The 20071-nt window shown below is 71.5% G+C and carries 19 protein-coding genes and 1 tRNA gene; 14 read left to right on the forward strand and 6 right to left on the reverse strand.

Annotated features, from left to right (window positions below; translation table 11 throughout):
* Positions 1–53 precede the first annotated feature (53 nt).
* Positions 54–386: an STAS domain-containing protein gene (locus BJ975_RS15955; RefSeq protein WP_078699459.1), complete on the forward strand. Its 333-nt coding sequence runs from the start codon at positions 54–56 to the stop codon at positions 384–386.
* A gap of 2 nt (positions 387–388) precedes the next feature.
* Positions 389–1840, forward strand: a complete 1452-nt coding sequence (locus BJ975_RS15960) for a DUF7059 domain-containing protein (RefSeq protein ID WP_317628242.1) — start codon at positions 389–391, stop codon at positions 1838–1840.
* Here the strand turns inward: BJ975_RS15960 and BJ975_RS15965 are convergent, their stop codons facing one another.
* The gene (locus tag BJ975_RS15965; protein WP_179427704.1) at positions 1841–3010 is read right to left on the reverse strand and encodes an MFS transporter; all 1170 of its coding nucleotides are present in this window, start codon (positions 3008–3010) and stop codon (positions 1841–1843) included.
* Positions 3011–3121: 111 nt separating this feature from the next.
* Between BJ975_RS15965 and topA the strand changes: the two genes are divergently transcribed.
* The 5 genes from topA to BJ975_RS15990 all read left to right on the forward strand — a co-directional run bounded on the left by topA (position 3122) and on the right by BJ975_RS15990 (position 10251).
* On the forward strand, positions 3122–5806 hold the full coding sequence (gene topA / locus BJ975_RS15970; protein WP_179427706.1) for a type I DNA topoisomerase: 2685 nt from the start codon (positions 3122–3124) through the stop codon (positions 5804–5806).
* A gap of 81 nt (positions 5807–5887) precedes the next feature.
* Complete coding sequence (gene aqpZ / locus BJ975_RS15975) at positions 5888–6640, forward strand: aquaporin Z (protein ID WP_218845978.1); 753 nt, start codon at positions 5888–5890, stop codon at positions 6638–6640.
* Between the two features lie 304 nt (positions 6641–6944).
* Positions 6945–7607, forward strand: coding sequence for a dTMP kinase (gene tmk, locus BJ975_RS15980; protein WP_179427708.1), 663 nt, complete (start codon positions 6945–6947; stop codon positions 7605–7607).
* On the forward strand, positions 7604–8734 hold the full coding sequence (locus tag BJ975_RS15985; protein ID WP_179427710.1) for a DNA polymerase III subunit delta': 1131 nt from the start codon (positions 7604–7606) through the stop codon (positions 8732–8734). Before tmk ends, BJ975_RS15985 begins: the two co-directional genes overlap by 4 nt.
* Complete coding sequence (locus BJ975_RS15990) at positions 8731–10251, forward strand: alpha/beta hydrolase (protein ID WP_179427712.1); 1521 nt, start codon at positions 8731–8733, stop codon at positions 10249–10251. Before BJ975_RS15985 ends, BJ975_RS15990 begins: the two co-directional genes overlap by 4 nt.
* A 75-nt stretch (positions 10252–10326) precedes the next feature.
* On the opposite strand, the gene BJ975_RS15995 is transcribed toward BJ975_RS15990, so the two are convergent.
* On the reverse strand, positions 10327–10626 hold the full coding sequence (locus tag BJ975_RS15995; protein WP_179427714.1) for a chorismate mutase: 300 nt from the start codon (positions 10624–10626) through the stop codon (positions 10327–10329).
* Positions 10627–10710: 84 nt separating this feature from the next.
* On the opposite strand from BJ975_RS15995, the gene BJ975_RS16000 reads away from it, so the two are divergent.
* Positions 10711–10786 (forward strand) — tRNA-Thr (locus BJ975_RS16000).
* 69 nt (positions 10787–10855) lie between these two features.
* Here BJ975_RS16000 and BJ975_RS16005 read toward each other — a convergent pair.
* The 3 genes from BJ975_RS16005 to BJ975_RS16015 form a co-directional block, all read right to left on the reverse strand.
* Positions 10856–11377: a DUF1990 family protein gene (locus BJ975_RS16005; protein ID WP_179427716.1), complete on the reverse strand. Its 522-nt coding sequence runs from the start codon at positions 11375–11377 to the stop codon at positions 10856–10858.
* 239 nt (positions 11378–11616) lie between these two features.
* Entirely contained in the window at positions 11617–13668 is a 2052-nt protein-coding gene (locus BJ975_RS17210; RefSeq protein ID WP_218845980.1) for a discoidin domain-containing protein, read from the reverse strand.
* 81 nt (positions 13669–13749) lie between these two features.
* Positions 13750–14919, reverse strand: coding sequence for a pyridoxal phosphate-dependent aminotransferase (locus BJ975_RS16015; RefSeq protein ID WP_179427719.1), 1170 nt, complete (start codon positions 14917–14919; stop codon positions 13750–13752).
* A gap of 231 nt (positions 14920–15150) precedes the next feature.
* Between BJ975_RS16015 and BJ975_RS16020 the strand changes: the two genes are divergently transcribed.
* The 6 genes from BJ975_RS16020 to BJ975_RS16045 all read left to right on the forward strand — a co-directional run bounded on the left by BJ975_RS16020 (position 15151) and on the right by BJ975_RS16045 (position 19184).
* The gene (locus tag BJ975_RS16020) at positions 15151–15798 is read left to right on the forward strand and encodes a sortase (RefSeq protein WP_179427721.1); all 648 of its coding nucleotides are present in this window, start codon (positions 15151–15153) and stop codon (positions 15796–15798) included.
* Positions 15799–15847: 49 nt separating this feature from the next.
* Positions 15848–16492, forward strand: a complete 645-nt coding sequence (gene pyrE / locus BJ975_RS16025) for an orotate phosphoribosyltransferase (RefSeq protein ID WP_179427723.1) — start codon at positions 15848–15850, stop codon at positions 16490–16492.
* Positions 16489–17097 carry a TrmH family RNA methyltransferase gene (locus BJ975_RS16030; RefSeq protein ID WP_179427725.1) on the forward strand — a complete coding sequence of 203 codons (609 nt, stop codon included), beginning with the start codon at positions 16489–16491 and terminating at the stop codon, positions 17095–17097. The genes pyrE and BJ975_RS16030 overlap by 4 nt, the downstream gene beginning before the upstream one ends.
* 29 nt (positions 17098–17126) lie before the next feature.
* Complete coding sequence (gene fbaA, locus BJ975_RS16035) at positions 17127–18143, forward strand: class II fructose-bisphosphate aldolase (RefSeq protein ID WP_179427727.1); 1017 nt, start codon at positions 17127–17129, stop codon at positions 18141–18143.
* Positions 18144–18310: 167 nt separating this feature from the next.
* Complete coding sequence (locus tag BJ975_RS16040) at positions 18311–18748, forward strand: universal stress protein (protein ID WP_179427729.1); 438 nt, start codon at positions 18311–18313, stop codon at positions 18746–18748.
* A 31-nt stretch (positions 18749–18779) separates the two neighbouring features.
* The gene (locus tag BJ975_RS16045; RefSeq protein WP_179427731.1) at positions 18780–19184 is read left to right on the forward strand and encodes a DUF3151 domain-containing protein; all 405 of its coding nucleotides are present in this window, start codon (positions 18780–18782) and stop codon (positions 19182–19184) included.
* Position 19185: 1 nt separating this feature from the next.
* Here the strand turns inward: BJ975_RS16045 and BJ975_RS16050 are convergent, their stop codons facing one another.
* Positions 19186–20061 carry a diacylglycerol/lipid kinase family protein gene (locus tag BJ975_RS16050; RefSeq protein ID WP_179427733.1) on the reverse strand — a complete coding sequence of 292 codons (876 nt, stop codon included), beginning with the start codon at positions 20059–20061 and terminating at the stop codon, positions 19186–19188.
* Positions 20062–20071 lie beyond the last annotated feature (10 nt).

Consider the following 20071-nt stretch of genomic DNA (forward strand, 5'->3'; position numbering starts at 1 on the left):
GCCGCGCGTGCGTTCAGGTGGGAAGACGTGCCGCCGGATGATTGAATTCGGACATGGACCTCACGCTCACCGAACGGGAGTCACCCCCGTTCCACGTGGTCGAGGTCGCGGGGGAGATCGATGTCTACACCGCGCCACGCCTACGTGAAGTCGTCGTCGGCGCGATCGACGACGGACACACCCGCCTGGTGATCGACATCGAGAACGTCGCCTTCCTCGACTCGACGGGCCTCGGCGTGCTCGTCGGGGCGCTGAAGCGCGTGCGGGCCGACAACGGCTCCCTCGACATCATCTGCACGAGCGAGCGGCTCCTGCGCATCTTCGCGATCACCGGTCTCGACAAGGTCTTCGGCCTGCACACCTCGATCGACGAGCTGGTCTCCTGACCGTGGCGACCCCCGACGTCGGCAGGCTCCGGGAGGCGATCGACGGCTTCACCGTCGACGCGGTGCACGGGATCCTCGGCGACGCGGCGTGGCGCGCGCTGGCCCGCAACGAGACCGTGCCCGGGCTGCGCGCCACCGCCGATGGCTCGACCCTCTCGACGCTCATCCGGCTCTTCCAGCTGCAGGCCGCGGTGCCCCGTGCGAGCGCCGAGGCGGCCTTCGGCGACGCGTGGGAGACCGCGCTCGCGCTGGGCCTGGTCGAGCTCGACGGCGACGAGGCGCGGGCGCTGCTCGACCTGCGTCCCTACGGCGACGAGACGCACGACTGGTGGGTCGTGTGCGACCTGACCCCGGGCCTGGACGGCCGTGAGAACCCGCGCGACCCCTCGTACGTGCTGGGCATCAGCGAGGCCTCCTCGTCGCTCGCCCAGCTCACGGTGCGGCCGCAGGTGGATCGCGCGCTCGACCTCGGCACGGGCTGCGGCGTGCAGGCCCTGCACCTCGCCACCCACTCGCGTGACGTGGTCGCCACCGACGTCAACCGGCGCGCCACCGACCTCACCCGGCTCACCGCGGCGATCAACGGCGTCGACCTCGACGTCCGCGAGGGCAGCCTCTTCGAGCCCGTCGCGGGGGAGCGGTTCGACCTCATCTCCACCAACCCGCCATTCGTCGTCTCGCCGCCCGAGGGCGACCGCCTCGTCTACCGCGAGACGGGCTTCCCCGGCGACGACGTCGTGCGCCGCATCGTCACGCAGGCGCCCGACCACCTGAACGACGGCGGCTGGTGCCAGGTGCTCGCCGCGTGGATCCACGAGGACGGCGTCCCGTGGCAGGAGCGGCTCGCGTCGTGGATCGAGCCCACGGGGATGGACGCGTGGGTCGTGCAGCGCGAGCGGGTCGACCTGCCCGAGTACGCCGAGATGTGGCTCGCCGACGCCGGACTGCGGCACGCGCCCGGTCACCTCGAGCGCTACGACCGCTGGCTCTCGTGGTTCGCCGAGCAGCGCATCGAGGCCATGGGCTTCGGCTGGATCACCCTGCGAAAGGCCGGCCGCGCGACGCCTCAGGTGAGGATCGAGGAGTGGACCGGTCCCGTGGCACAGCCGGTGAGCTCCGAGTTCGCCGCTTGGGCCGGCCGCACGGACGCGCTCGACACGGGTGACCTGCTCGACCGCGCGTGGCGGGTGGGCGACGACGTCGTCCAGGAGACGGCGGGCCCCGTGGGCGCGCCCGACCCGGCCATCATCCGCGCCGTGCGGATGGGTGGCCTGCGCCCCACGCGCCAGCTCGACACGATCGAGGCGGGACTCGTCTCGGCCAGCGACGGCGACCTCACGGCGGGCCAGCTGCTCGACGCGATCGCCCAGCTGCTCGAGCAGGACGCCGCCGAGGTGCGCCGGACCTACGAGCCCGCGGTGCGCGAGCTCGTGGCCGACGGCTTCCTCGTCTAGCTACTCGGCCCGCACGGGCACGGGCCGGCGCTGACCGCCCAGCGACACGAGCGCGATGGCGACTGCGATCCCGCCTCCGGCCGCGAAGCCCGCCGCCGCGCCCCACTGGTCGATCGCGGCGCCGATGACCGGCGCGCCGGCGGCACCGCCGACCGTGAAGGCCGTGGCCTGCCAGCCCATCGCCTCGCCGCGACGGGACTCGTCGGTGAGCTTGGCGATGTACTCGCTGCACGCGGTCATGATCGGCGCGCACAGCAGCCCGGCGGGGATCGACGCGAGCGCCAGCGTCCACGGCGCGTGCGCGATGCCGACCGGCATCGTCAGCAGGCCCATCGCCAGCAGCAGGTAGGTGGGCCGGATCGACGCCGGGCGCGCTCCGTAGATGAGACCGCCGACCAGCGACGACAGGCCCCAGCCGAGGTACACGACGCCGACGAGCCCGACCGCGTCGAGCTCGCGCAGCACGGCGATGATCCCGAGGTCGGTCGACATCAGGGCCACCATCGCGCCGCCCGACACGAGGAAGAGGAACATCAGGTCGCGCGTGACCCAGTCGAAGCCGCGGGTCCGCTCGGCCGGGGCCTGGCCCTCGCTGCGGGTGGGCGGGTCGAGCCACCACAGGATGAGCAGCCCGAGCGCGACGGTGAAGCCCACCGCGAGCAGCGCGATCTCCGGCGAGGCGGCCACCACCAGCACGCCCGCGGCCGCGGGGCCGATGATGAACGAGGCCTCCGCGATGACCGAGTCCAGCGCGAAGGCGCTGCGGTGGTGGCTCGACGGCAGGTTCGCCGCCAGCGACACCCGCACGATGGAGTGCACGGGCGCGATGAACAGGCCCATGACGAACGCCAGCGGGAGCAGCCACAGGTAGGTCGCGGTGGCGGCGAGCGGGTAGACGACGAAGAGGACCGCGATCGAGGGGATCAGCGCGCGCCGCACGCCGAGTCCGTCGATCATCCGGCCGCGCCAGGGTGCACCGAGGCCCGCGCCGATGGTCTCCACGGCGGCGATGATCCCGGCCTCGCCGTAGGAGGCGTCGAGCCCCTCGACGACCAGCAGGGTCAGCACGAGCGGGACCGCCATCATGGGGATTCGGGCGAGGAACGCCGCGATGTACAGCGGCACGGTTCCGGGTGACCGGAGCACCTGTCCGTAGGTCACCTTCTCCACTCGCCGGATTCTTCCACGGCTGACACCTGTGAGAAAAATGGTTGACAGGAGGCGCTACGGTGGGCCTCCATCGGCCTCTCTCCCCAACAGGCCCCCTCGGAGGAACCCAACGTGACATCACTGGTGATCGTCGAGTCGCCCAACAAGGTGCGCAGCATCGCGGCGTACCTCGGCGACGGCTACGTCGTGTCCTCCTCGGTGGGCCACATCCGCGACCTGCCGCAGGGCGCCGACCAGATCCCCGCGAAGTACAAGGGGGAGTCGTGGGCGCGTCTCGGCGTCGACATCGACAACCGGTTCGAGCCGGTCTACGTCGTCCCGGCCGAGAAGAAGAAGCAGATCGCCGAGCTGAAGAAGCTGCTCAAGGAGGCCGACGAGCTCGTGCTCGCGACCGATGAGGACCGCGAGGGCGAGGCCATCGCGTGGCACCTCTTCGACGAGCTGAAGCCGAAGGTCCCGGTCAAGCGCATCGCCTTCAACGAGATCACCAAGGAGGCGATCCAGCGCGCGATCGCCAACCCCCGCGACATCGACCAGGACCTCGTCGACGCGCAGGAGACCCGCCGCATCCTCGACCGCCTCTACGGCTACGAGATCAGCCCGGTCCTGTGGAAGAAGGTCATGAGCGGCCTGTCCGCCGGCCGCGTGCAGTCGGTGGCCACCCGCCTGGTCGTCGAGCGCGAGCGCGAGCGGATGGCCTTCCGCACCGCGTCGTACTGGGATCTCGAGGCCACGTTCGGCTGCGACCTCGAGCCCTCGCGCTTCCCGGCCAAGCTCGCCACGGTCGACGGCAAGCGCGTCGCCTCGGGCTCGAACTTCGACAGCAGCGGCTCCCTCAAGGGCAACGTCGTCCACCTCGACGAGCCGGCCGCGCAGGCGCTGTCCACCGCGCTCGAGGGCCGCGAGTTCACCGTGCGCTCGGTCGAGTCCAAGCCGTATACGCGTCGCCCCTACGCGCCGTTCCGCACCACCACGCTGCAGCAGGAGGGCTCGCGCAAGCACGGCTTCGGCGCCCAGCGCACGATGTCGATCGCCCAGAAGCTGTACGAGGGCGGCTACATCACCTACATGCGCACCGACTCGGTCACGCTGTCGCAGACCGCGCTGACCGCCGCGCGCTCGCAGGTCAAGGAGCTCTACGGCGCCGACTACCTGCCCGACAAGCCGCGTGTCTACAGCTCCAAGGTGAAGAACGCCCAGGAGGCGCACGAGGCGATCCGCCCCGCCGGCGAGACGTTCCGCACCCCCCAGCAGACCGGCCTGTCCGGCGACGAGCTCAAGCTCTACGAGCTGATCTGGAAGCGCACGATCGCCTCGCAGATGGCCGACGCGAAGGGCAACTCGGTCTCGATCCGCATCGGCGCGGCCACCGAGAACGGCCAGGACGTCGAGTTCGGCGCCTCGGGCCGCACCATCACGTTCCACGGCTTCCTCAAGGCGTACGTCGAGTCCACCGAGGACCCCGACGCCGAGGGCGACGACCAGCAGACCAAGCTCCCGAACCTCTCCGAGGGCGACGTCGTCACCGCGGTCGAGCTGGCCGCCGCCGGCCACCAGACCAAGCCGCCGGCGCGCTACACCGAGGCCTCGCTCATCAAGGAGCTGGAGGACCGCGAGATCGGTCGTCCCTCCACCTACGCCTCGATCGTCAACACGATCCAGAACCGCGGCTACGTCTACAAGAAGGGCACGGCGCTCGTGCCGGCCTGGGTCGCGTTCAGCGTGATCCGCCTGATGGAGCAGCACTTCCCGCGGCTCGTGCAGTACGAGTTCACCGCCGAGCTCGAGGGCGTCCTCGACGAGATCTCCCACGGTCGCGAGAACCGCGTCGCCGTCCTCGAGGGCTTCTGGTCCGGTGAGGGCGAGACCGACACCGGCCTCAAGCGCCTCGTCGACAACCTGCCCGAGATCGACGCCCGCGGCCTGGCCACGTTCGAGCTCGGCGAGGGCATCGCCGTGCGCGTCGGCCGCTACGGCCCTTACGTCGAGGGCCCGCCCATGGTCCCGGCCAAGGACGGCGGCGAGCAGCCCACCCGCGCCAACGTGCCCGAGGACCTGCCGCCGGACGAGCTCACGCTCGAGAAGGCCAAGGAGCTCCTCGCCACGCCCGCCGGCATGGAGAAGGTGCTCGGCACCCACCCCGAGACCGGCCTCGAGATCGTCGCGAAGAACGGCCGCTACGGCCCCTACGTCACCGAGTCCCTGCCCGAGGACGCCAAGAAGGGCGCCAAGCCCCGCACGGCGAGCCTGTTCAAGTCGATGGACCTCGACTCGATCGGCCTCGACGACGCGGTCCGCCTGCTGACGCTCCCGCGCGTCGTCGGCACCGACGTCGACGGCACCGAGATCACGGCGCAGAACGGCCGCTACGGGCCGTACCTCAAGAAGGGCACCGACTCGCGCTCGCTGGAGTCCGAGGAGCAGCTGCTCACGATCACCGAGGAGCAGGCGCGGGCGATCTACTCCCAGCCCAAGACCTACGGTCGTCGCGCTGCCGCCGCCCCGCTGAAGGAGCTCGGCGAGGACCCCACCAGCGGCAAGCCGATCGTCGCGAAGGACGGCCGCTTCGGCGCCTACGTCACCGACGGCGAGTACAACGCCACGCTGCGCAAGGACGACGACATCGAGACGCTGACGCACGAGCGCGCCGTCGAGCTGCTCGCCGAGCGCCGCGCGAAGGGACCCGCGAAGAAGGGCGCCAAGAAGACGGCGAAGAAGGCCACCAAGAAGACGGCGGCCAAGAAGACCACCGCGAAGAAGGCCACGACCAAGAAGTCGGCCGCCAAGAAGTCCTGAGCCCGCCCCTGCGGAGGTCTCGCCCACGACCGCGTTCGTGCCCTACGGTGTAGGAACCCTTCGCAGTGGGACGGAGCACTCATGACCGAGGCACCCGAGTACACGATGGCCCAGCGGCTGGGCGCCGAGGCGCTCGGCACGTTCTGGCTGGTCTTCGGCGGCTGCGGCACGGCGATCTTCGCCGCCACCGCGATCCCCGTCGACGCGCAGATGGCGGTCGGGGTGGGCTGGCTGGGCGTCGCCCTCGCCTTCGGCCTCACCGTGCTGACCGGCGCGTACGCGTTCGGTCCGGTGTCGGGCGGGCACTTCAACCCGGCGGTCTCGGTGGGCCTCGCGGTCGCGAAGCGGTTCGCGTGGCGCGACCTGCCCGGCTACGTCGCGGCGCAGGTCGTCGGCGCCACGCTGGCCGGTGCGGTGCTGCTGATCATCGCGCGCGGGATCGAGGGCGGCTTCGACCCGGTCGAGACCGGCTTCGCCACCAACGGCTACGGCGACCGCTCGCCGATGGGCTACAGCCTCGCGTCGGTGGCGCTCATCGAGGTCGTGCTGACGGCGGTGTTCCTCTTCGTCATCCTCGGCACCACCGCGAAGCGCGCCGCGGTGGGCTTCGCGGGCCTGTCGATCGGCCTGGCGCTGACCCTGATCCACCTCATCAGCATCCCGGTGTCGAACACCTCGGTGAACCCGGCGCGCTCGCTGGGCGTCGCCTGGTTCGCCGGCGGCGACGCGATGATGCAGGTCTGGGTGTTCATCCTCGCGCCGGTGGTCGGCGCCGCGATCGCCGGCTTCTCGCACGACTTCCTGCTCGGCCGCGACCGCGATCCCGTCGCGTAGATCGATGTGGGCGTGGGTGGGCCGCGCCTCGGAGCGCCTCTTCGGCCCGGGCCCGTCGGCAGGCCGGTACTTCTGCGTCACGGGTGTCTGGCTGGCGATCCTGCTCGCAGGGGTCGTCGTGGCACCGGCGTTGCCGTCGCCGGTACGGGAGACACTTGTCGCCGTGCTCATGTGCCTCGGGATCGCCTTCGTGCCGGTGCAGTTCCACGCACTCCGGAGCTTGGACTCCACTCGTCGACGCTGATGTCCACAGGCGTGCTCGGCCGTGCGCGCCGGTGTCGGGCGCGCCGACTAGGCTCGCCCCATGCAGCCATCGGACGACCCCCTCGTCACCGAGGTCGGCGTCTTCGTCGCGTTCGAGGGCGGCGAGGGCTCGGGCAAGTCCACCCAGTCGCGACTGCTCGCGTCCTGGGTCGAGTCGCGCGGGCACACCGCGCTGCTCACGCGTGAGCCCGGCGGCACCGAGGTCGGCGCGCGGCTGCGCTCGATCCTCCTCGACCCGGCCACCGGCGACCTGTCACCGCGCACCGAGGCGCTCATCTACGCCGCCGACAAGGCCGAGCACGTCGACACGATGATCCTGCCGGCGCTCGCCGACGGCTCGGTCGTCATCACCGACCGCTACGTCGACTCCACGCTGGCCTACCAAGGCGCCGGGCGGGCCCTGCACGTCGGCGAGCTCGAACCGCTCGCCCGCTGGGCCACCGCCGACCTGCGCCCGCACCTCACCGTGGTCCTCGACGTCGACCCGCGCGTGGGCCTGGCCCGCGCGGGCGAGCCCGACCGCATCGAGGGCGAGCCGATCGAGTTCCACGACCGCGTCCGCCGGCACTTCCTCGACCTCGCCGACGCCGACCCCGAGCACTACGTCGTCCTCGACGCCGACGAGGCGCCCGAGGCGATTCACGAGCGCGTCCGTGCCGCGCTCCTGCCGTGGCTCCCGCAGGCGCGAGGGGCGCAGGCATGACCGCTCCCGTCTGGGACGAGCTCGTCGGCCAGGACGACGTCGTCGCCACGCTCGGGTCGGCCGTCGCCGGGCAGATGACCCACGCGTGGCTGTTCACCGGGCCGCCCGGATCGGGTCGCTCCAACGCCGCCGTCGCGTTCGCCACCGCCCTGCAGTGCGAGCAGGGCGGCTGCACGACGTGCCACTCGTGCGTCACCGCCGCCGCGGGCAGCCACCCCGACATCGCCGTCATCAACACCGACGGCCTCAGCATCGGCGTCGACGCCGCACGCGACGCGGTCCGCCGCTCGGCCCTGCACCCGTCGATGGGGCGCTACCAGATCCTCGTGGTCGAGGACGCCGACCGCCTCACCGACCAGGCCGCCAACGCGCTGCTCAAGTCGATCGAGGAGCCCGCGCCCGGCACGGTCTGGCTGCTGTGCGCGCCAGCCGTCGAGGACGTCATCATGACGATCCGCTCGCGGTGTCGACCCGTTTTGCTGCGCACGCCGCCCGCCGCGGCCATCGCGCGGCTGCTGCACGAGCGCGACGGGATCGAGCTCGACGTCGCGCAGCGCGCCGCGGCCGCGGCCCAAGGGCACATCGGCCGCGCCCGCGGGCTGGCCCGCGACCCCGAGGCCCGTCGTCGTCGCGCCGAGATCCTCGCGCTGCCGGTCGGCCTGCGCGGACTCGGCGACTGCCTGCGCGCCGCGCAGCGGATCGACCAGGAGGCCACCGCCCGTGCCAAGGAGCGCTGCGACGTGCTCGACGCGCGCGAGCTGGGCAACCTGCAGGAGTCGTGGGGCGTCGAGGAACGGGGCCGCCGTCCGGCGGGCTACGCCGGCGCTCTCTCGTCGCTCACCAAGGAGCAGGAGCGCCGTCGCAAGCGCATGGCGCGCGACGCGATCGACGGCGTGCTGCTCGACCTCCTGTCGTTCCAGCGCGACGTGCTGGCGCAGCAGCTGGGCACCGGGGCGGCCGCCATCAACGCCGACGTCGCCGACGACATTGCCACGATGGTCGCCCGCTCCACGCCCGAGGGCACGCTCGCCTCGATCGACGCGATCGTCGGCTGCCGCGAGGCGCTCCAGGCCAACGCCGCGCCCCAGCTGGCGCTCGAGCACATGATGTCGAGGTTCCTCGGATGAAGCGCGTCACCGTCATCGCCCTGGTCTCGCTGCTGGTGGTCGCGCTGGTCGCCGGCGCCGTCAGCGCGCTCTTCCTCGTCGACCGGCCCGCGCCCGACCCCGAGCCCACCGGCGAGACGGCTCCGGCCGGCCTCGAGCGCTTCTACGACCAGGACCTCACGTGGCGCGACTGCCGTGACGACCGCTGCACCACGATCGAGGTGCCGGTCGACTACGAGGATCCCGACGGTGAGACCCTCCAGCTGGCCGTCCGCCGCGTCCCCGCCACCGGCAAGGGCGGGAAGGCGATCTTCGTCAACCCGGGAGGGCCGGGTGGATCCGCGGTCGGCTTCGTCGGCTACCTCGCCAGCGAGCTGCCCGACGACCTGCGCCGCACGCACGACGTGATCGGCATCGACCCGCGCGGCGTCGGCGAGAGCACCCCGCTGGAGTGCCTGTCCGACGAGCGGTTCGACGCGTTCATCGACACCGACCCCGATCCCGACGATGCCGACGGCGTCGCCGCGCTGACCCGGTCGGTGAAGGAGATGGGCACGGCCTGCCGCGAGAACTCCGGCGCCCTCGCCGAGCACGTCTCCACCGAGGAGGCCGCGCGCGACCACGACATCGCCCGCGCCGTGCTGGGCCAGGACGAGATGCGCTGGTTCGGCTTCTCCTACGGCACCCAGCTGGGCGCCACGTACGCCGACCTCTTCCCCGAGAAGGTCGACAAGATGGTGCTCGACGGCGCCGTCGACGTCACCCTCGACGCCGAGGGCCAGGGCCTGGGCCAGGCCACCGGCTTCCAGCAGGCGCTCGAGGCCTACCTCGCGTCCTGCATCGAGGGCGAGGCCTGCCCCGTGGGCGACTCGGTCCAGGAGGGCATGGACACGATCACCGCGCTCATGGCCAAGCTCAGCGACACCCCGCTGAAGGCGCCGGGCGGCCGTGAGCTCACCGAGGGCCGTGCCTTCTACGGCATCGCCGTGGCGCTGTACTCGGAGGAGTCCTGGCCGTACCTGACCACTGCGCTGCGCGGCCTCGTCAAGGGCGACCCGTCGGTCATGCTCGTCCTGAGCGACACGTACTTCGAGCGCGACCAGGACGGCTCCTTCGACAACAACTCCGGACAGGTCATCTACGCGGTCAACTGCCTCGACTCCGACGGCGCGCCCGACGCCGCGCAGACGCAGGACCTCATCCCGAAGTTCCGCGCGGTCTCGCCCGTGTTCGGCGCCGCGCTGGGCTGGGGCGTCATGGCCTGCCACGACTGGCCGATCAAGGGCGAGCACCCGCAGGAGGACGTCACCGCCGAGGGTGCGCCGCCGATCCTCGTCGTCGGCACCACGCGCGATCCCGCCACGCCGTACGAGTGGTCCGAGGCGATGGCCGAGCAGCTGGAATCCGGCGTCCTGCTCACCCGCGAGGGCGACGGCCACACGGCCTACACCTCGGGCAACGAGTGCATCCGCGACGCCGTCGACGCCTACTTCGGCGACGGCACGGTGCCGAAGGACGGCACCGTCTGCGAGGAGTGACCTGCCGGAAGCGCTGGGCGTGACGTTCGCGGGGAGAAAGGCGGTGATCAAGCCCGCAAACGTCACTGCCAGGGCTCAGTCGCGGATGGCCTCGTGGTGCCGGATGACCTCGCTGATGATGAAGTTCAGGAACTTCTCCGCGAACGCGGGGTCGAGGTCGGCCTCGAGCGCCTTCTCGCGCAGCCGCTCGATCTGACGCGCCTCACGGGCGGGATCGGCGGGCGGCAGGTCGTGCTCGGCCTTCAGCCGGCCGACCCGCTTGGTGCACTTGAAGCGCTCCGCCAGGAGGTGAACGAGCGCCGCGTCGATGTTGTCGATGCTGGCGCGGATGTCGTCGAGCTCTGCCTGGGTCGGTGCGTCCACGCGGCCGATCATACGGACCGCCCCCGGGTTTTCCGCGTGCTGGCTCGACCCGGTATAGTTCACACTTGGTTCGGCGGGCGATCCTCGCCGAATCGCGCCGCCTTAGCTCAGTCGGTAGAGCATCTCACTCGTAATGAGAAGGTCGTCGGTTCGATTCCGACAGGCGGCTCCACCAGAAGTTCCCCTCGGAGCGCGGAATCCTGCAGTCGCAGGAGCCGCGCTCTCGTCGTCTCCGGGCCGCTCAGGCCGCGCGGAGGTAGCGCTCGGTGATGCGGGACTGGACGAAGGTGGTCACCGGTCCGCCGAGTCTGGCCGGCAGTGTCGCGTGGCGGGAGAACGCCGTGATCGCCACCACCACGTCGCCGGACTCGTCCATCTCGACGACGAACGACTCCTCGCCGGACTCCGGGTGTCCCGGCAGGGTGCCGTAGGCGAAGCCCTGCCGACTCGGCTCGTCGATCACGTGGACCACGCGCACCGGCGCGTCCATCCCGAGCGGTCCCCATCCGACGCGCAGCACCGCGACCGCTCCCTCGACGACGCTCGGGCTGGACGCATGGACGCCGAGCCCCGCCCGGCGGTGCAGGTCCCAGTCGAGGATCGTGCGCGCGGCCTCCTCGAAGCGCTCCCGGCCGCGGCCGATGACGCGCCGCCGGGTCAGGGTCCGGTAGCCGCGGGGCAGGTCAGCGAGGGTCGCTCCGACGTCCGGGTACGTGAGCGCGGCCGTCGACAGCGTGCTGAGGTCCGACTCGCCACGACGCATGGGGACAGGGTGGCACGGTCGAGCCCCTCGGCGGTCCACCTCGCGTATCGGCCGGGTGTGCCGCTGGTCCTTCCGGAGGGTTTCCGGACCAGAACATGAGACCCTCCTCACGTTCGCTCAGGCAGGCCCTGTAGGTTGGGCACATCGCTTCGTGCGCTTCGGCCGAAGCGGTGGCCGGAGCAGCACCGGCCTCTCGCCGCCCCGGCCCCCATATCGGAGGGTTGGGGCGGTCCTCTGTCTCAGCTGAAGACGCCGAACTCCTTGATCGAGTAGCCGTAGCGGGTGGCGCGCTCCACGCCCTGCATCCGCACGAACCGCGCGGACTGGGGCTGCTGGAACGTCACGGTGTCCAGACCGCCGTTGCCGTTGCCGACGATGGCGACGTCGCGCCAGCGCTGGCCGTCGAGCGAGGTCTGCACGCGGTACTGGCGCGCGTAGGCGCTCTCCCACTCGATCGTCACCTTGCGGACCTGGCGCGGCGCGAGGAGCTCCACCTGGAACCACGCGTCGTCCTGGCCGTACTTGCTGGCCCAGCGCGTGGACAGCTTGCCGTCGACCGCGCGCCCCGGCTTGAGGTCGGTGAGCAGGCTCCACTCGGTGGAGCTCGCCGTGGCGATGGCACCCGTGGCGAGGTTGGCGCCCGGGGCGAAGTCCCTCGTCGCGCCCCACGTGCGCAGGTACGACTCGGAGCCGGCGGCGAGGTCGTCGACGATCTCGGACCCGGCCAGCGTGCGCAGGCTCTCGATCCAGTCCGGGACCAGACCGTAGTGCGGGACGCCCTCGTCGTTGTAGTCCCACGTGCGCTCGCCGGTGACCTGGCGGTCGAGGACCGTGCCGTCGCGCGCCGTGAACGGGTACTGGATCTTGCCGGACTCCTCCGGCGGGGCGGCGGTGCCGCCGAAGCCGTTCATGTCGGTGCCGTAGCCGTAGCCGACTCCGTACTTCTCGCGGACGGGCTTCGTCTCGCGCCACTGGGTGACGAACTCGCTCGCGGCGTGGCCGTACTGCGTGGCGAAGCCGCCCAGGGCGTAGAGGCGGTCCATGTAGTCGTTGGACAGCCAGTCGTGCGTGGACAGCGCGCCCGGGTAGGCCTCGGCCTCGAGGATGTCGAGCGCGCGGCCCGCGGCCTTGGCGCTCATGTGGTCCAGCTCGACCATCATGTTGCGCTTGATGAGGCCGCGCAGGGCGTACTCACCGAGCTCGGTCAGGCCGCGCGGGTTGCAGTGCGGGCCCTTCGGGTAGATCGGCAGCACGGCGGGCAGGCCCGGGACGCTGGCGATCTCGGGCGGCAGCACGCCGCCGATCACGGTGTTGTCGGCGACCTCGCCCTCCTTGCAGGTCTTGGGGTTCCACCACGTGCCGGTGGTGAGGAACTGGCCGGCGTTCACGAGCAGGCCGGCGGTCTCCTCGTCGTAGCGCACGCCGCACAGGGCGTTGTCGAACTTGTGGCACAGGAACATGCTCGAGACGCCCTTGGCCTTGAGCTCGTCGAGGCCCTTGTCGATGTCGGCCTTGGTGCACTGGGGCGCGCCAAGCACCTGCTTGCAGTTGAACGGCTCGGACACCTCGACGCCCAGGACGACCGCGAGCTTGCCCTGGGCGACGACGTCGCGCGCCTGCTTCGGGCTGGTGACGACGCGGTACCAGCCCTTGCCGGCGCCGCCGTACTGCTTGTCGATGAACGACTGGAGGTCGTAAGTGGCCTGGATCTGGCGTCGGACCGTGTCCATGTCGTTGCAGTTGTACTTGTTCGGCCCGGCGATCACGCCGAGGATCGGGCACAGGCCGGGGTTCGACACCATGTCGTTGACCATGATCCGCTGGCCGCCGCGCCACGCCCGCTCGACCCACTTGTAGTACATCTGCTGGTGCGTGAACGACGAGTAGGTGGGCCAGTCCTTGAACGTGGGCCAGCCGACGGTGTCGTGAGGGTCGAGGGGCCCGCGGCCGGCGCCGGAGTTCGTCAGGTTCTCCAGGAGCGAGACGCCGTGACGATCGCAGTCCTTGAGCGCGTCGGCGATGCCCTTCTCGCTGTACGTCGAGCCGCACACCGCGTTCCCGCCCATGCCGAGGTCCATGAACATGTGCGTGTGGGCGTCGATGTAGCCGGTGACCTCGCCGGCGGCGTTCGTGCCGCCCGAGGGCTCGCCGGTGGCGTTGACCTCGGACTCCGGGCTCGGTGTCGAGGTGGCGACCCACCATCCCGACTCGGCCGAGGCGCCGGCTCCCGCGGTGATCACCACCAGGGCGCCGAGCAGAGCCACCAGGATCGCCTTGAGCTGTCGTGACACGAGAGTCCCCCTCCGAGAGTGCCGTTGGCGTGACTCTAGGTGTGATCGGGGACACATGCAAACAGGAGTTGCACCGCGGGATCAGCGGGCTCGCAGGCGTGCGAGCCGCGTGACGGCCTCGTCGAGGACGGTCTCGCGCTTGCAGAACGCCCAGCGCACGAGCGTGCGTCCGGGGTTGGATCCGTCCGGGCGGTCGTCGTGGAACACCTGGTGCGGGATCGCGACGACGCCGGCGCGGCGGGGCAGCTCGCGGCAGAACTCCAGGCCGTCGTCGAAGCCCAGCGGCGCCACGTCGGTGGTGGCGAAGTAGGTGCCCTCGGGGACGAAGACGTCGAGTCCGAGGTCAGCGAGCCCGGCGCACAACAGGTCGCGCTTGTGCCGGAGGTCGTCGCGCAGCGCGACGTAGAACGCGTCGGGCAGGTCGAGCGCCGCGGCGACGGCGGGCTGGAACGGCGTGCCCGACGTGTAGGTCAGGAACTGCTTGGCGCCCATGAGCGCGTCGACGAGGTCGGCGGGTCCCGTGGCCCAGCCGACCTTCCAGCCCGTGAAGGAGAAGGTCTTGCCCGCGCTGCTGATCGTGAGGGTGCGCTCGGCCATGCCGGGCACCGTCGCGATCGGCACGTGCGGCGTGGCGAAGCTCAGGTGCTCGTAGACCTCGTCGGAGATGACGACGAGGTCGTGCTCGATCGCGACCTCCGCGACGGCGGTCAGCTCCTCGCGCGTGAGCACCGCCCCGGTCGGGTTGTGCGGCGAGTTCAGCACGATCGCGGTGGTGCGCGGCGTGACGGCGGCGCGCAGCTCGTCGACCGGCAGTCGGAAGTCGGGCGCGCGCAGCGTGACGGCGCGGTGACGGGCGCCGACCATCTGGATCATCGCGCGGTACGAGTCGTAGAAGGGCTCCAGCACGAGGACGTCGTCGCGCGGGTTCACCAGGCCGAGCAGTGCCGCCGCGACGGCCTCGGTCGCGCCGGTCGTCACGACGACCTCGCGCCCGGGGTCGAGCTCGATGCCGTGGAATCGCTGCTGGTGACGCGCGATCGCCTCGCGCAGCAGCGGGATGCCGATGCCGGCGACGTACTGGTTGGGGCCGTCGGTGATCGCGGCGCGCGCGGCCTCCTTGACGACCTCGGGCCCGTCCTGGTCGGGGAAGCCCTGGCCGAGGTTGATCGCTCCGGTCTCGACCGCGAGCGCGCTCATCTCCGCGAAGATCGTGGTGCCGATGCCGTCGAGACGAGCGCTGCGCCTGCTCACGGCTCGACCCTAGCCGGGACGGCGGAGCAGGGAGGGGGAGAAATAGGTCGGCCCGCCGTTCTCGGGGGGTGAAACGGCGGACCGACGGCAGATTCAGCGGCTCAAGAGCTCCCCGAACCTGCAACGCCAGAATACATGCGGGCACCTGACGGCGGTTGAAAATGATCAGATTCCTCATCGAGATCTCAGGCTGCCGCGCGGACGACGTGGTGCGCACCCGACAATGGGGAGGTGTCCGCCACTCCGACCCGCTCGCTCGCCTCGCGCCTCATGCTCGTCGCGGGCGTCGTCCTGCTGCTCGCCGGTGTGGGGATCCTGGGCTGGGTCGGCTGGCAGTACTTCGGCACCAACGTCGTCGCCCAGCGCGAGCACGAGCGCATCCGCGGCGAGATCTCCGAGGCCTGGAAGGCGGAGGAGGACCCGGTCACCGGCGCCGGGCTGCTGCGGGTGCCGCGGTTCGGTGCCGACTTCGAGGTGCCGATCCTCGACGGCGACGACGACGCCACCCTCGCGAAGGGGGTCGGTCGCGACACCGACGGCGCGCTGCCCGGCGAGGTCGGCAACCTCGTGCTCTCGGGCCATCGCGTGACGCACGGCGAGCCCTTCCGCGACTTCCTCAAGCTGCGCGCCGGCGACGAGGTCGTCGTCGAGACCCGCACGCACGTCTTCACCTACGAGCTGCGCCAGGACGGCGACCGGATCCGCGTGCCCTTCACGACCTCGTGGCCGCTGTGGCCCGTGCCCGACCCCGAGGCCGAGGGCGAGGAGCCCACCGAGGCCGTCGTCACCCTCGTGACCTGCTCCGAGCTCTTCCGCACCGACGACCGCAACGTCGTCGTCGGCGACCTCGTCTCCTCCGAGCGCAAGCCCGGCGCGTGACAGTTTCCCCACTTAACCGGGGAAACTGCGGGCGCCCTACGCTGGGCGGGTGCACGACTACCAGCGCCGGTTCATCGAGTTCGCCCTCGAGCACGAGGTGCTGCGGTTCGGGGAGTTCACCCTGAAGTCCGGGCGGACGTCGCCGTACTTCTTCAACGCGGGCGCGTTCGACACCGGGGCGCGGCTGGCGGCGCTCGGCGGCTTCTACGCCGACGCGATCGCCGGCGCGGGTCTGGAGTTCGACGTCCTGCTCGGTCCCGCCTACAAGGGCATCCCGCTCGCCGCCGCCACCGCGGTGCAGCTGGCCGACGCGCACGACCGCGACGTGCCGTGGTGCTTCAACCGCAAGGAGGCGAAGGACCACGGCGAGGGCGGCCTGTTCGTCGGCGCCGAGCCGCGCGGCCGCCTGCTGGTCATCGACGACGTCATCACCGCGGGCACCGCGATCCGCGAGGTCATCGCGCTGGTCGACCGCCTCGACGCCGAGGTCGCGGGCGTCATCGTCGCCGTCGACCGCCGCGAGCGCGGCACGGGCGAGCTCTCCGCCATCCAGGAGGTCGAGCGCGACCACGGCATCACCGTGACCTCCATCGTCAGCTTCGACGACATCATCGAGTACCTGGAGGAGACCGGCCGGCACGCCGAGCACCTCCCCGCGGTGCGCGCGTACCGCGAGCAGTACGGGGTGGCGTGACCGTCGGCCCGTGGGTGGGCCCGTGGCCCGACGACCCGCGGCTGGACCCCGACCTGCTGCGCGAGGGCGACACCCGCAACGTCGTCGACCGGTACCGCTACTGGACCGTGGAGGCGATCGTCGCCGACCTCGACCTGCGGCGGCACCGGCTGCACGTGGCCATCGAGAACTGGCAGCACGACTTCAACATCGGCTCGATCGTGCGCACCGCGAACGCGTTCAACGTGGGCGGCGTGCACATCATCGGCAAGCGCCGCTGGAACCGCCGCGGCGCGATGGTCACCGACCGCTACGTGCACGTGTACCACCACGAGGACGTCCCCGCGTTCGTCGCGTGGGCGCAGCAGGCGGGGGTCGCGGTGGTGGGCGTCGACAACCTGCCCGGCGCCGTCCCGATCGAGACCACGTCGCTGCCGCTGGACGCCGTCCTCGTCTTCGGCCAGGAGGGCCCGGGCCTCACCGACGAGGCCGCGCAGGCGTGTGAGCGGATGGTCGCGATCGCCCAGTTCGGCTCGACGCGATCGATCAACGCGGGGGCCGCGGCGGCGATCACGATGCACGCCTGGATCCGTGAGCATGCCGACCTCGCGTCGGTGGAATACTGACCGCAACACGAGTTCCCACAGGAGGACCCATGCCCGTCGCCACTCCCGAGGTCTACGCCGAGATGCTGGACAAGGCGAAGAACGACTCCTTCGCGTACCCCGCGATCAACGTCTCGTCCTCCCAGACGCTGAACGCCGCCCTGGCCGGCTTCGCCGAGGCCGGCAGCGACGGCATCATCCAGGTCTCCACCGGCGGCGCCGAGTACTTCTCCGGCCCCACCGTCAAGGACATGGTCTCGGGCTCGCTGGCCTTCGCCGCGTTCGCGCAGGAGGTCGCCAAGAAGTACCCGATCAACGTCGCGCTGCACACCGACCACTGCCCCAAGGACAAGCTCGACGGCTTCGTCCGGCCGCTGCTCGACGCCTCCGCCGAGCGCGTGAAGGGCGGCGGCCTGCCGTACTTCCAGTCGCACATGTGGGACGGCTCGGCCGTACCGCTGGCCGAGAACCTCGAGATCGCGCAGGAGCTGCTCGCCAAGGCGCACGCCGCGCACATCATCCTCGAGGTCGAGATCGGCGTCGTGGGCGGCGAGGAGGACGGCGTCGAGGCCGAGATCAACGACAAGCTCTACACCTCGCCCGAGGACGCGATCGCCACCGTGGAGGCCCTCGGCCTGGGCGAGAACGGCCGTTACCTCACGGCGCTGACCTTCGGCAACGTCCACGGCGTCTACAAGCCGGGCAACGTCAAGCTGCGCCCCGAGGTCCTCAAGGCCGCGCAGGAGGCCGTCGCCGCGAAGTTCGGCAAGGACCGCGCGTTCGACTTCGTGTTCCACGGCGGCTCGGGCTCGCTGCCCGAGGAGATCAGCGCGGCCGTCGACTACGGCGTCGTGAAGATGAACGTCGACACCGACACGCAGTACGCGTTCACCCGCCCGGTCGTGGGCCACATGTTCCAGAACTACGACGGCGTCCTGAAGGTCGACGGCGAGGTCGGCAACAAGAAGGCGTACGACCCGCGCGCCTGGGGCAAGGCCGCCGAGGCCGGCATGGCGGCGCGCGTCGTCGAGGCCTGCCAGAACCTGCGCAGCGCCGGCACGCACTGAGGCACCGAGCACCGACGGCGGGGACGAGGGATCGTCCCCGCCGTCGTCGCGTCCACGGGGTCTCGGTGACCGGGAACCGGACGTCCGGACCCACTCCGGGAGCCCGACTCCCACTAGGGTCGAGGCAGGAGTCCGGGCGGCCTCGCCCGCGTGACGAAGGGAAACCCATGGCCAAGATCGTCCTCACCGGCGTCGACAACACCGCCCCCGCGGCCGCCGCGGCCCGCAAGGCCGCCGAGCTGGCTGCCGGACTCGGTGCCCGCCTGCACGTCCTGTCGGCGTACGGGAAGAACTTCGAGGCCGAGCGCATCGAGGTCGGCTCCGAGGAGATCCTCATCACGAACGAGCAGACGGCCAAGGACGTCGCCGGCGACGTCTTCAGCCAGATCCGCAAGGACTTCCCGGGTCTCGAGGTGACGTACGGCGCCGGCGAGGGCAAGCCGGCCGACGCGCTCGTGCGCGCCGCCGAGGAGCTCGATGCCGACGTCATCGTCGTGGGCAACAAGCGCGTCCAGGGCCTGACCCGCGTGCTCGGCAGCATCGCGCGCGACGTCGCCGCGCACGCCCCGTGCGACGTCTACATCGCGCACACGCACCAGCGGTAGCGGTCGGACCGCCCGTCTAGGCTGGCTCACCATGACCAACCTTCTGGGAGAACCGCCCGAGACGCTGCTGCCCGAGGACCCGGGCACGGCCCTGCTGGCCGAGGGCGCCGAGGCCGACGAGGTCGCCTCGCGCCACCCCGACTCGGTCGCCGCGTGGGCCCGCCTGGCCGACGCCGCGCTCGCCGACGGCCGCGACCTCGAGGGCTACGCGTTCGCGCGCACGGCCTACCACCGCTCCCTCGACTCGCTGCGCCGCAACGGCTGGCGCGGTCACGGCCCGGTGCCGTGGACGCACGAGGCGAACCGTGGCTTCTTGCACGCCTTGGCCGTCCTGGCCACCGCCAGCGAGCGGCTCGGTGACGACGCCGAGGCGCACCGCTGCCGCGAGTTCCTGCGCGAGTCCAGCCGCGAGGGCTACGAGGCGCTCGTCGGCTGACTCAGGCCGGCAGCCGCATCGCGAGGCCGTCGGCGAGCATCCGCCAGCCGTGCTCCGAGCGCGGATCGGTGAGCTCGCCGTCGGTCGTGCAGCGCACGGCGTCGCCGGTCACGCGCACCGACGTCGCCCGCGTGTAGTGCACGAAGTCGGCGTTCGGGTGCGTGCCGCGACGCAGGTGCAGCGCGTACGCGATCCGCTGCGGCAGCCGGGCGGCGAACGCCACGGCCACGTCCATCAGGCCGTCGTCGACCACGGCCTTCGGCAGCAGCTCGCCGCCGCCGCCCACGAAGCGGCCGTTGCCCACGGCCACCTGGGCCACCCGGCCGCTGAGCGTGCGGTCGTCGATCGTGACGCGCACGTCGGCGCTCGGGGTGAACAAGGTCGAGATCGCGCCCAGCACGTAGGCCAGGGGCCCGAGGGCGGGCTTCACCGGCTCGGCCCGGGCCGCGGCCTCCGCGCCGATGCCCACGTGCGCGGCGTTCACCACCACCGTGCCGGTGGAGTCCAGGACCAGGTCGATCGAGCGCACCGAGCCGGCGGCCAGGTCACGCGCGGCGTCGACGGGGTCCTCGGCCAGCTGCAGGGTGCGGGCGAAGTCGTTGCCCGTGCCCAGCGGCACCAGGCCCACGGGCGTGCCCGGCAGCCGACCCGCGTCGTGCAGCGCCTGGACCACGGCGTGCAGGCTGCCGTCGCCGCCCATCGAGACGACGAGGTCGACGTCCGGGTGCTCGGCCAGCGTGCGCGCCAGGTGGTCGGGATCCTCGGTGGCGACGTGCTCCACCTCGGCGGCCTCGCGCAGGATCTCGAGGACCTGGGCGATCACCGCCTCGTCGGAGGATCCCGCTTGGGCATTGCTGACCGCCAGCCAGGAGTTCACGGGCTCGACG

Source organism: Aeromicrobium tamlense (assembly GCF_013408555.1).
Taxonomy (GTDB): Bacteria; Actinomycetota; Actinomycetes; order Propionibacteriales; family Nocardioidaceae; genus Aeromicrobium; species Aeromicrobium tamlense.

Bases quoted from the DNA above. Each gene is read 5' to 3' on its own strand.
- BJ975_RS15955 (WP_078699459.1), top strand. From the start codon at position 54: ATGGACCTCACGCTCACCGAACGGGAGTCACCCCCGTTCCACGTGGTC.
- aqpZ (WP_218845978.1), top strand. From the start codon at position 5,888: ATGACCGAGGCACCCGAGTACACGATGGCCCAGCGGCTGGGCGCCGAG.
- tmk (WP_179427708.1), top strand. From the start codon at position 6,945: ATGCAGCCATCGGACGACCCCCTCGTCACCGAGGTCGGCGTCTTCGTC.
- BJ975_RS15985 (WP_179427710.1), top strand. From the start codon at position 7,604: ATGACCGCTCCCGTCTGGGACGAGCTCGTCGGCCAGGACGACGTCGTC.
- BJ975_RS15990 (WP_179427712.1), top strand. From the start codon at position 8,731: ATGAAGCGCGTCACCGTCATCGCCCTGGTCTCGCTGCTGGTGGTCGCG.
- BJ975_RS15995 (WP_179427714.1), bottom strand. From the start codon at position 10,626: ATGATCGGCCGCGTGGACGCACCGACCCAGGCAGAGCTCGACGACATC.
- BJ975_RS16005 (WP_179427716.1), bottom strand. From the start codon at position 11,377: ATGCGTCGTGGCGAGTCGGACCTCAGCACGCTGTCGACGGCCGCGCTC.
- fbaA (WP_179427727.1), top strand. From the start codon at position 17,127: ATGCCCGTCGCCACTCCCGAGGTCTACGCCGAGATGCTGGACAAGGCG.
- BJ975_RS16040 (WP_179427729.1), top strand. From the start codon at position 18,311: ATGGCCAAGATCGTCCTCACCGGCGTCGACAACACCGCCCCCGCGGCC.
- BJ975_RS16045 (WP_179427731.1), top strand. From the start codon at position 18,780: ATGACCAACCTTCTGGGAGAACCGCCCGAGACGCTGCTGCCCGAGGAC.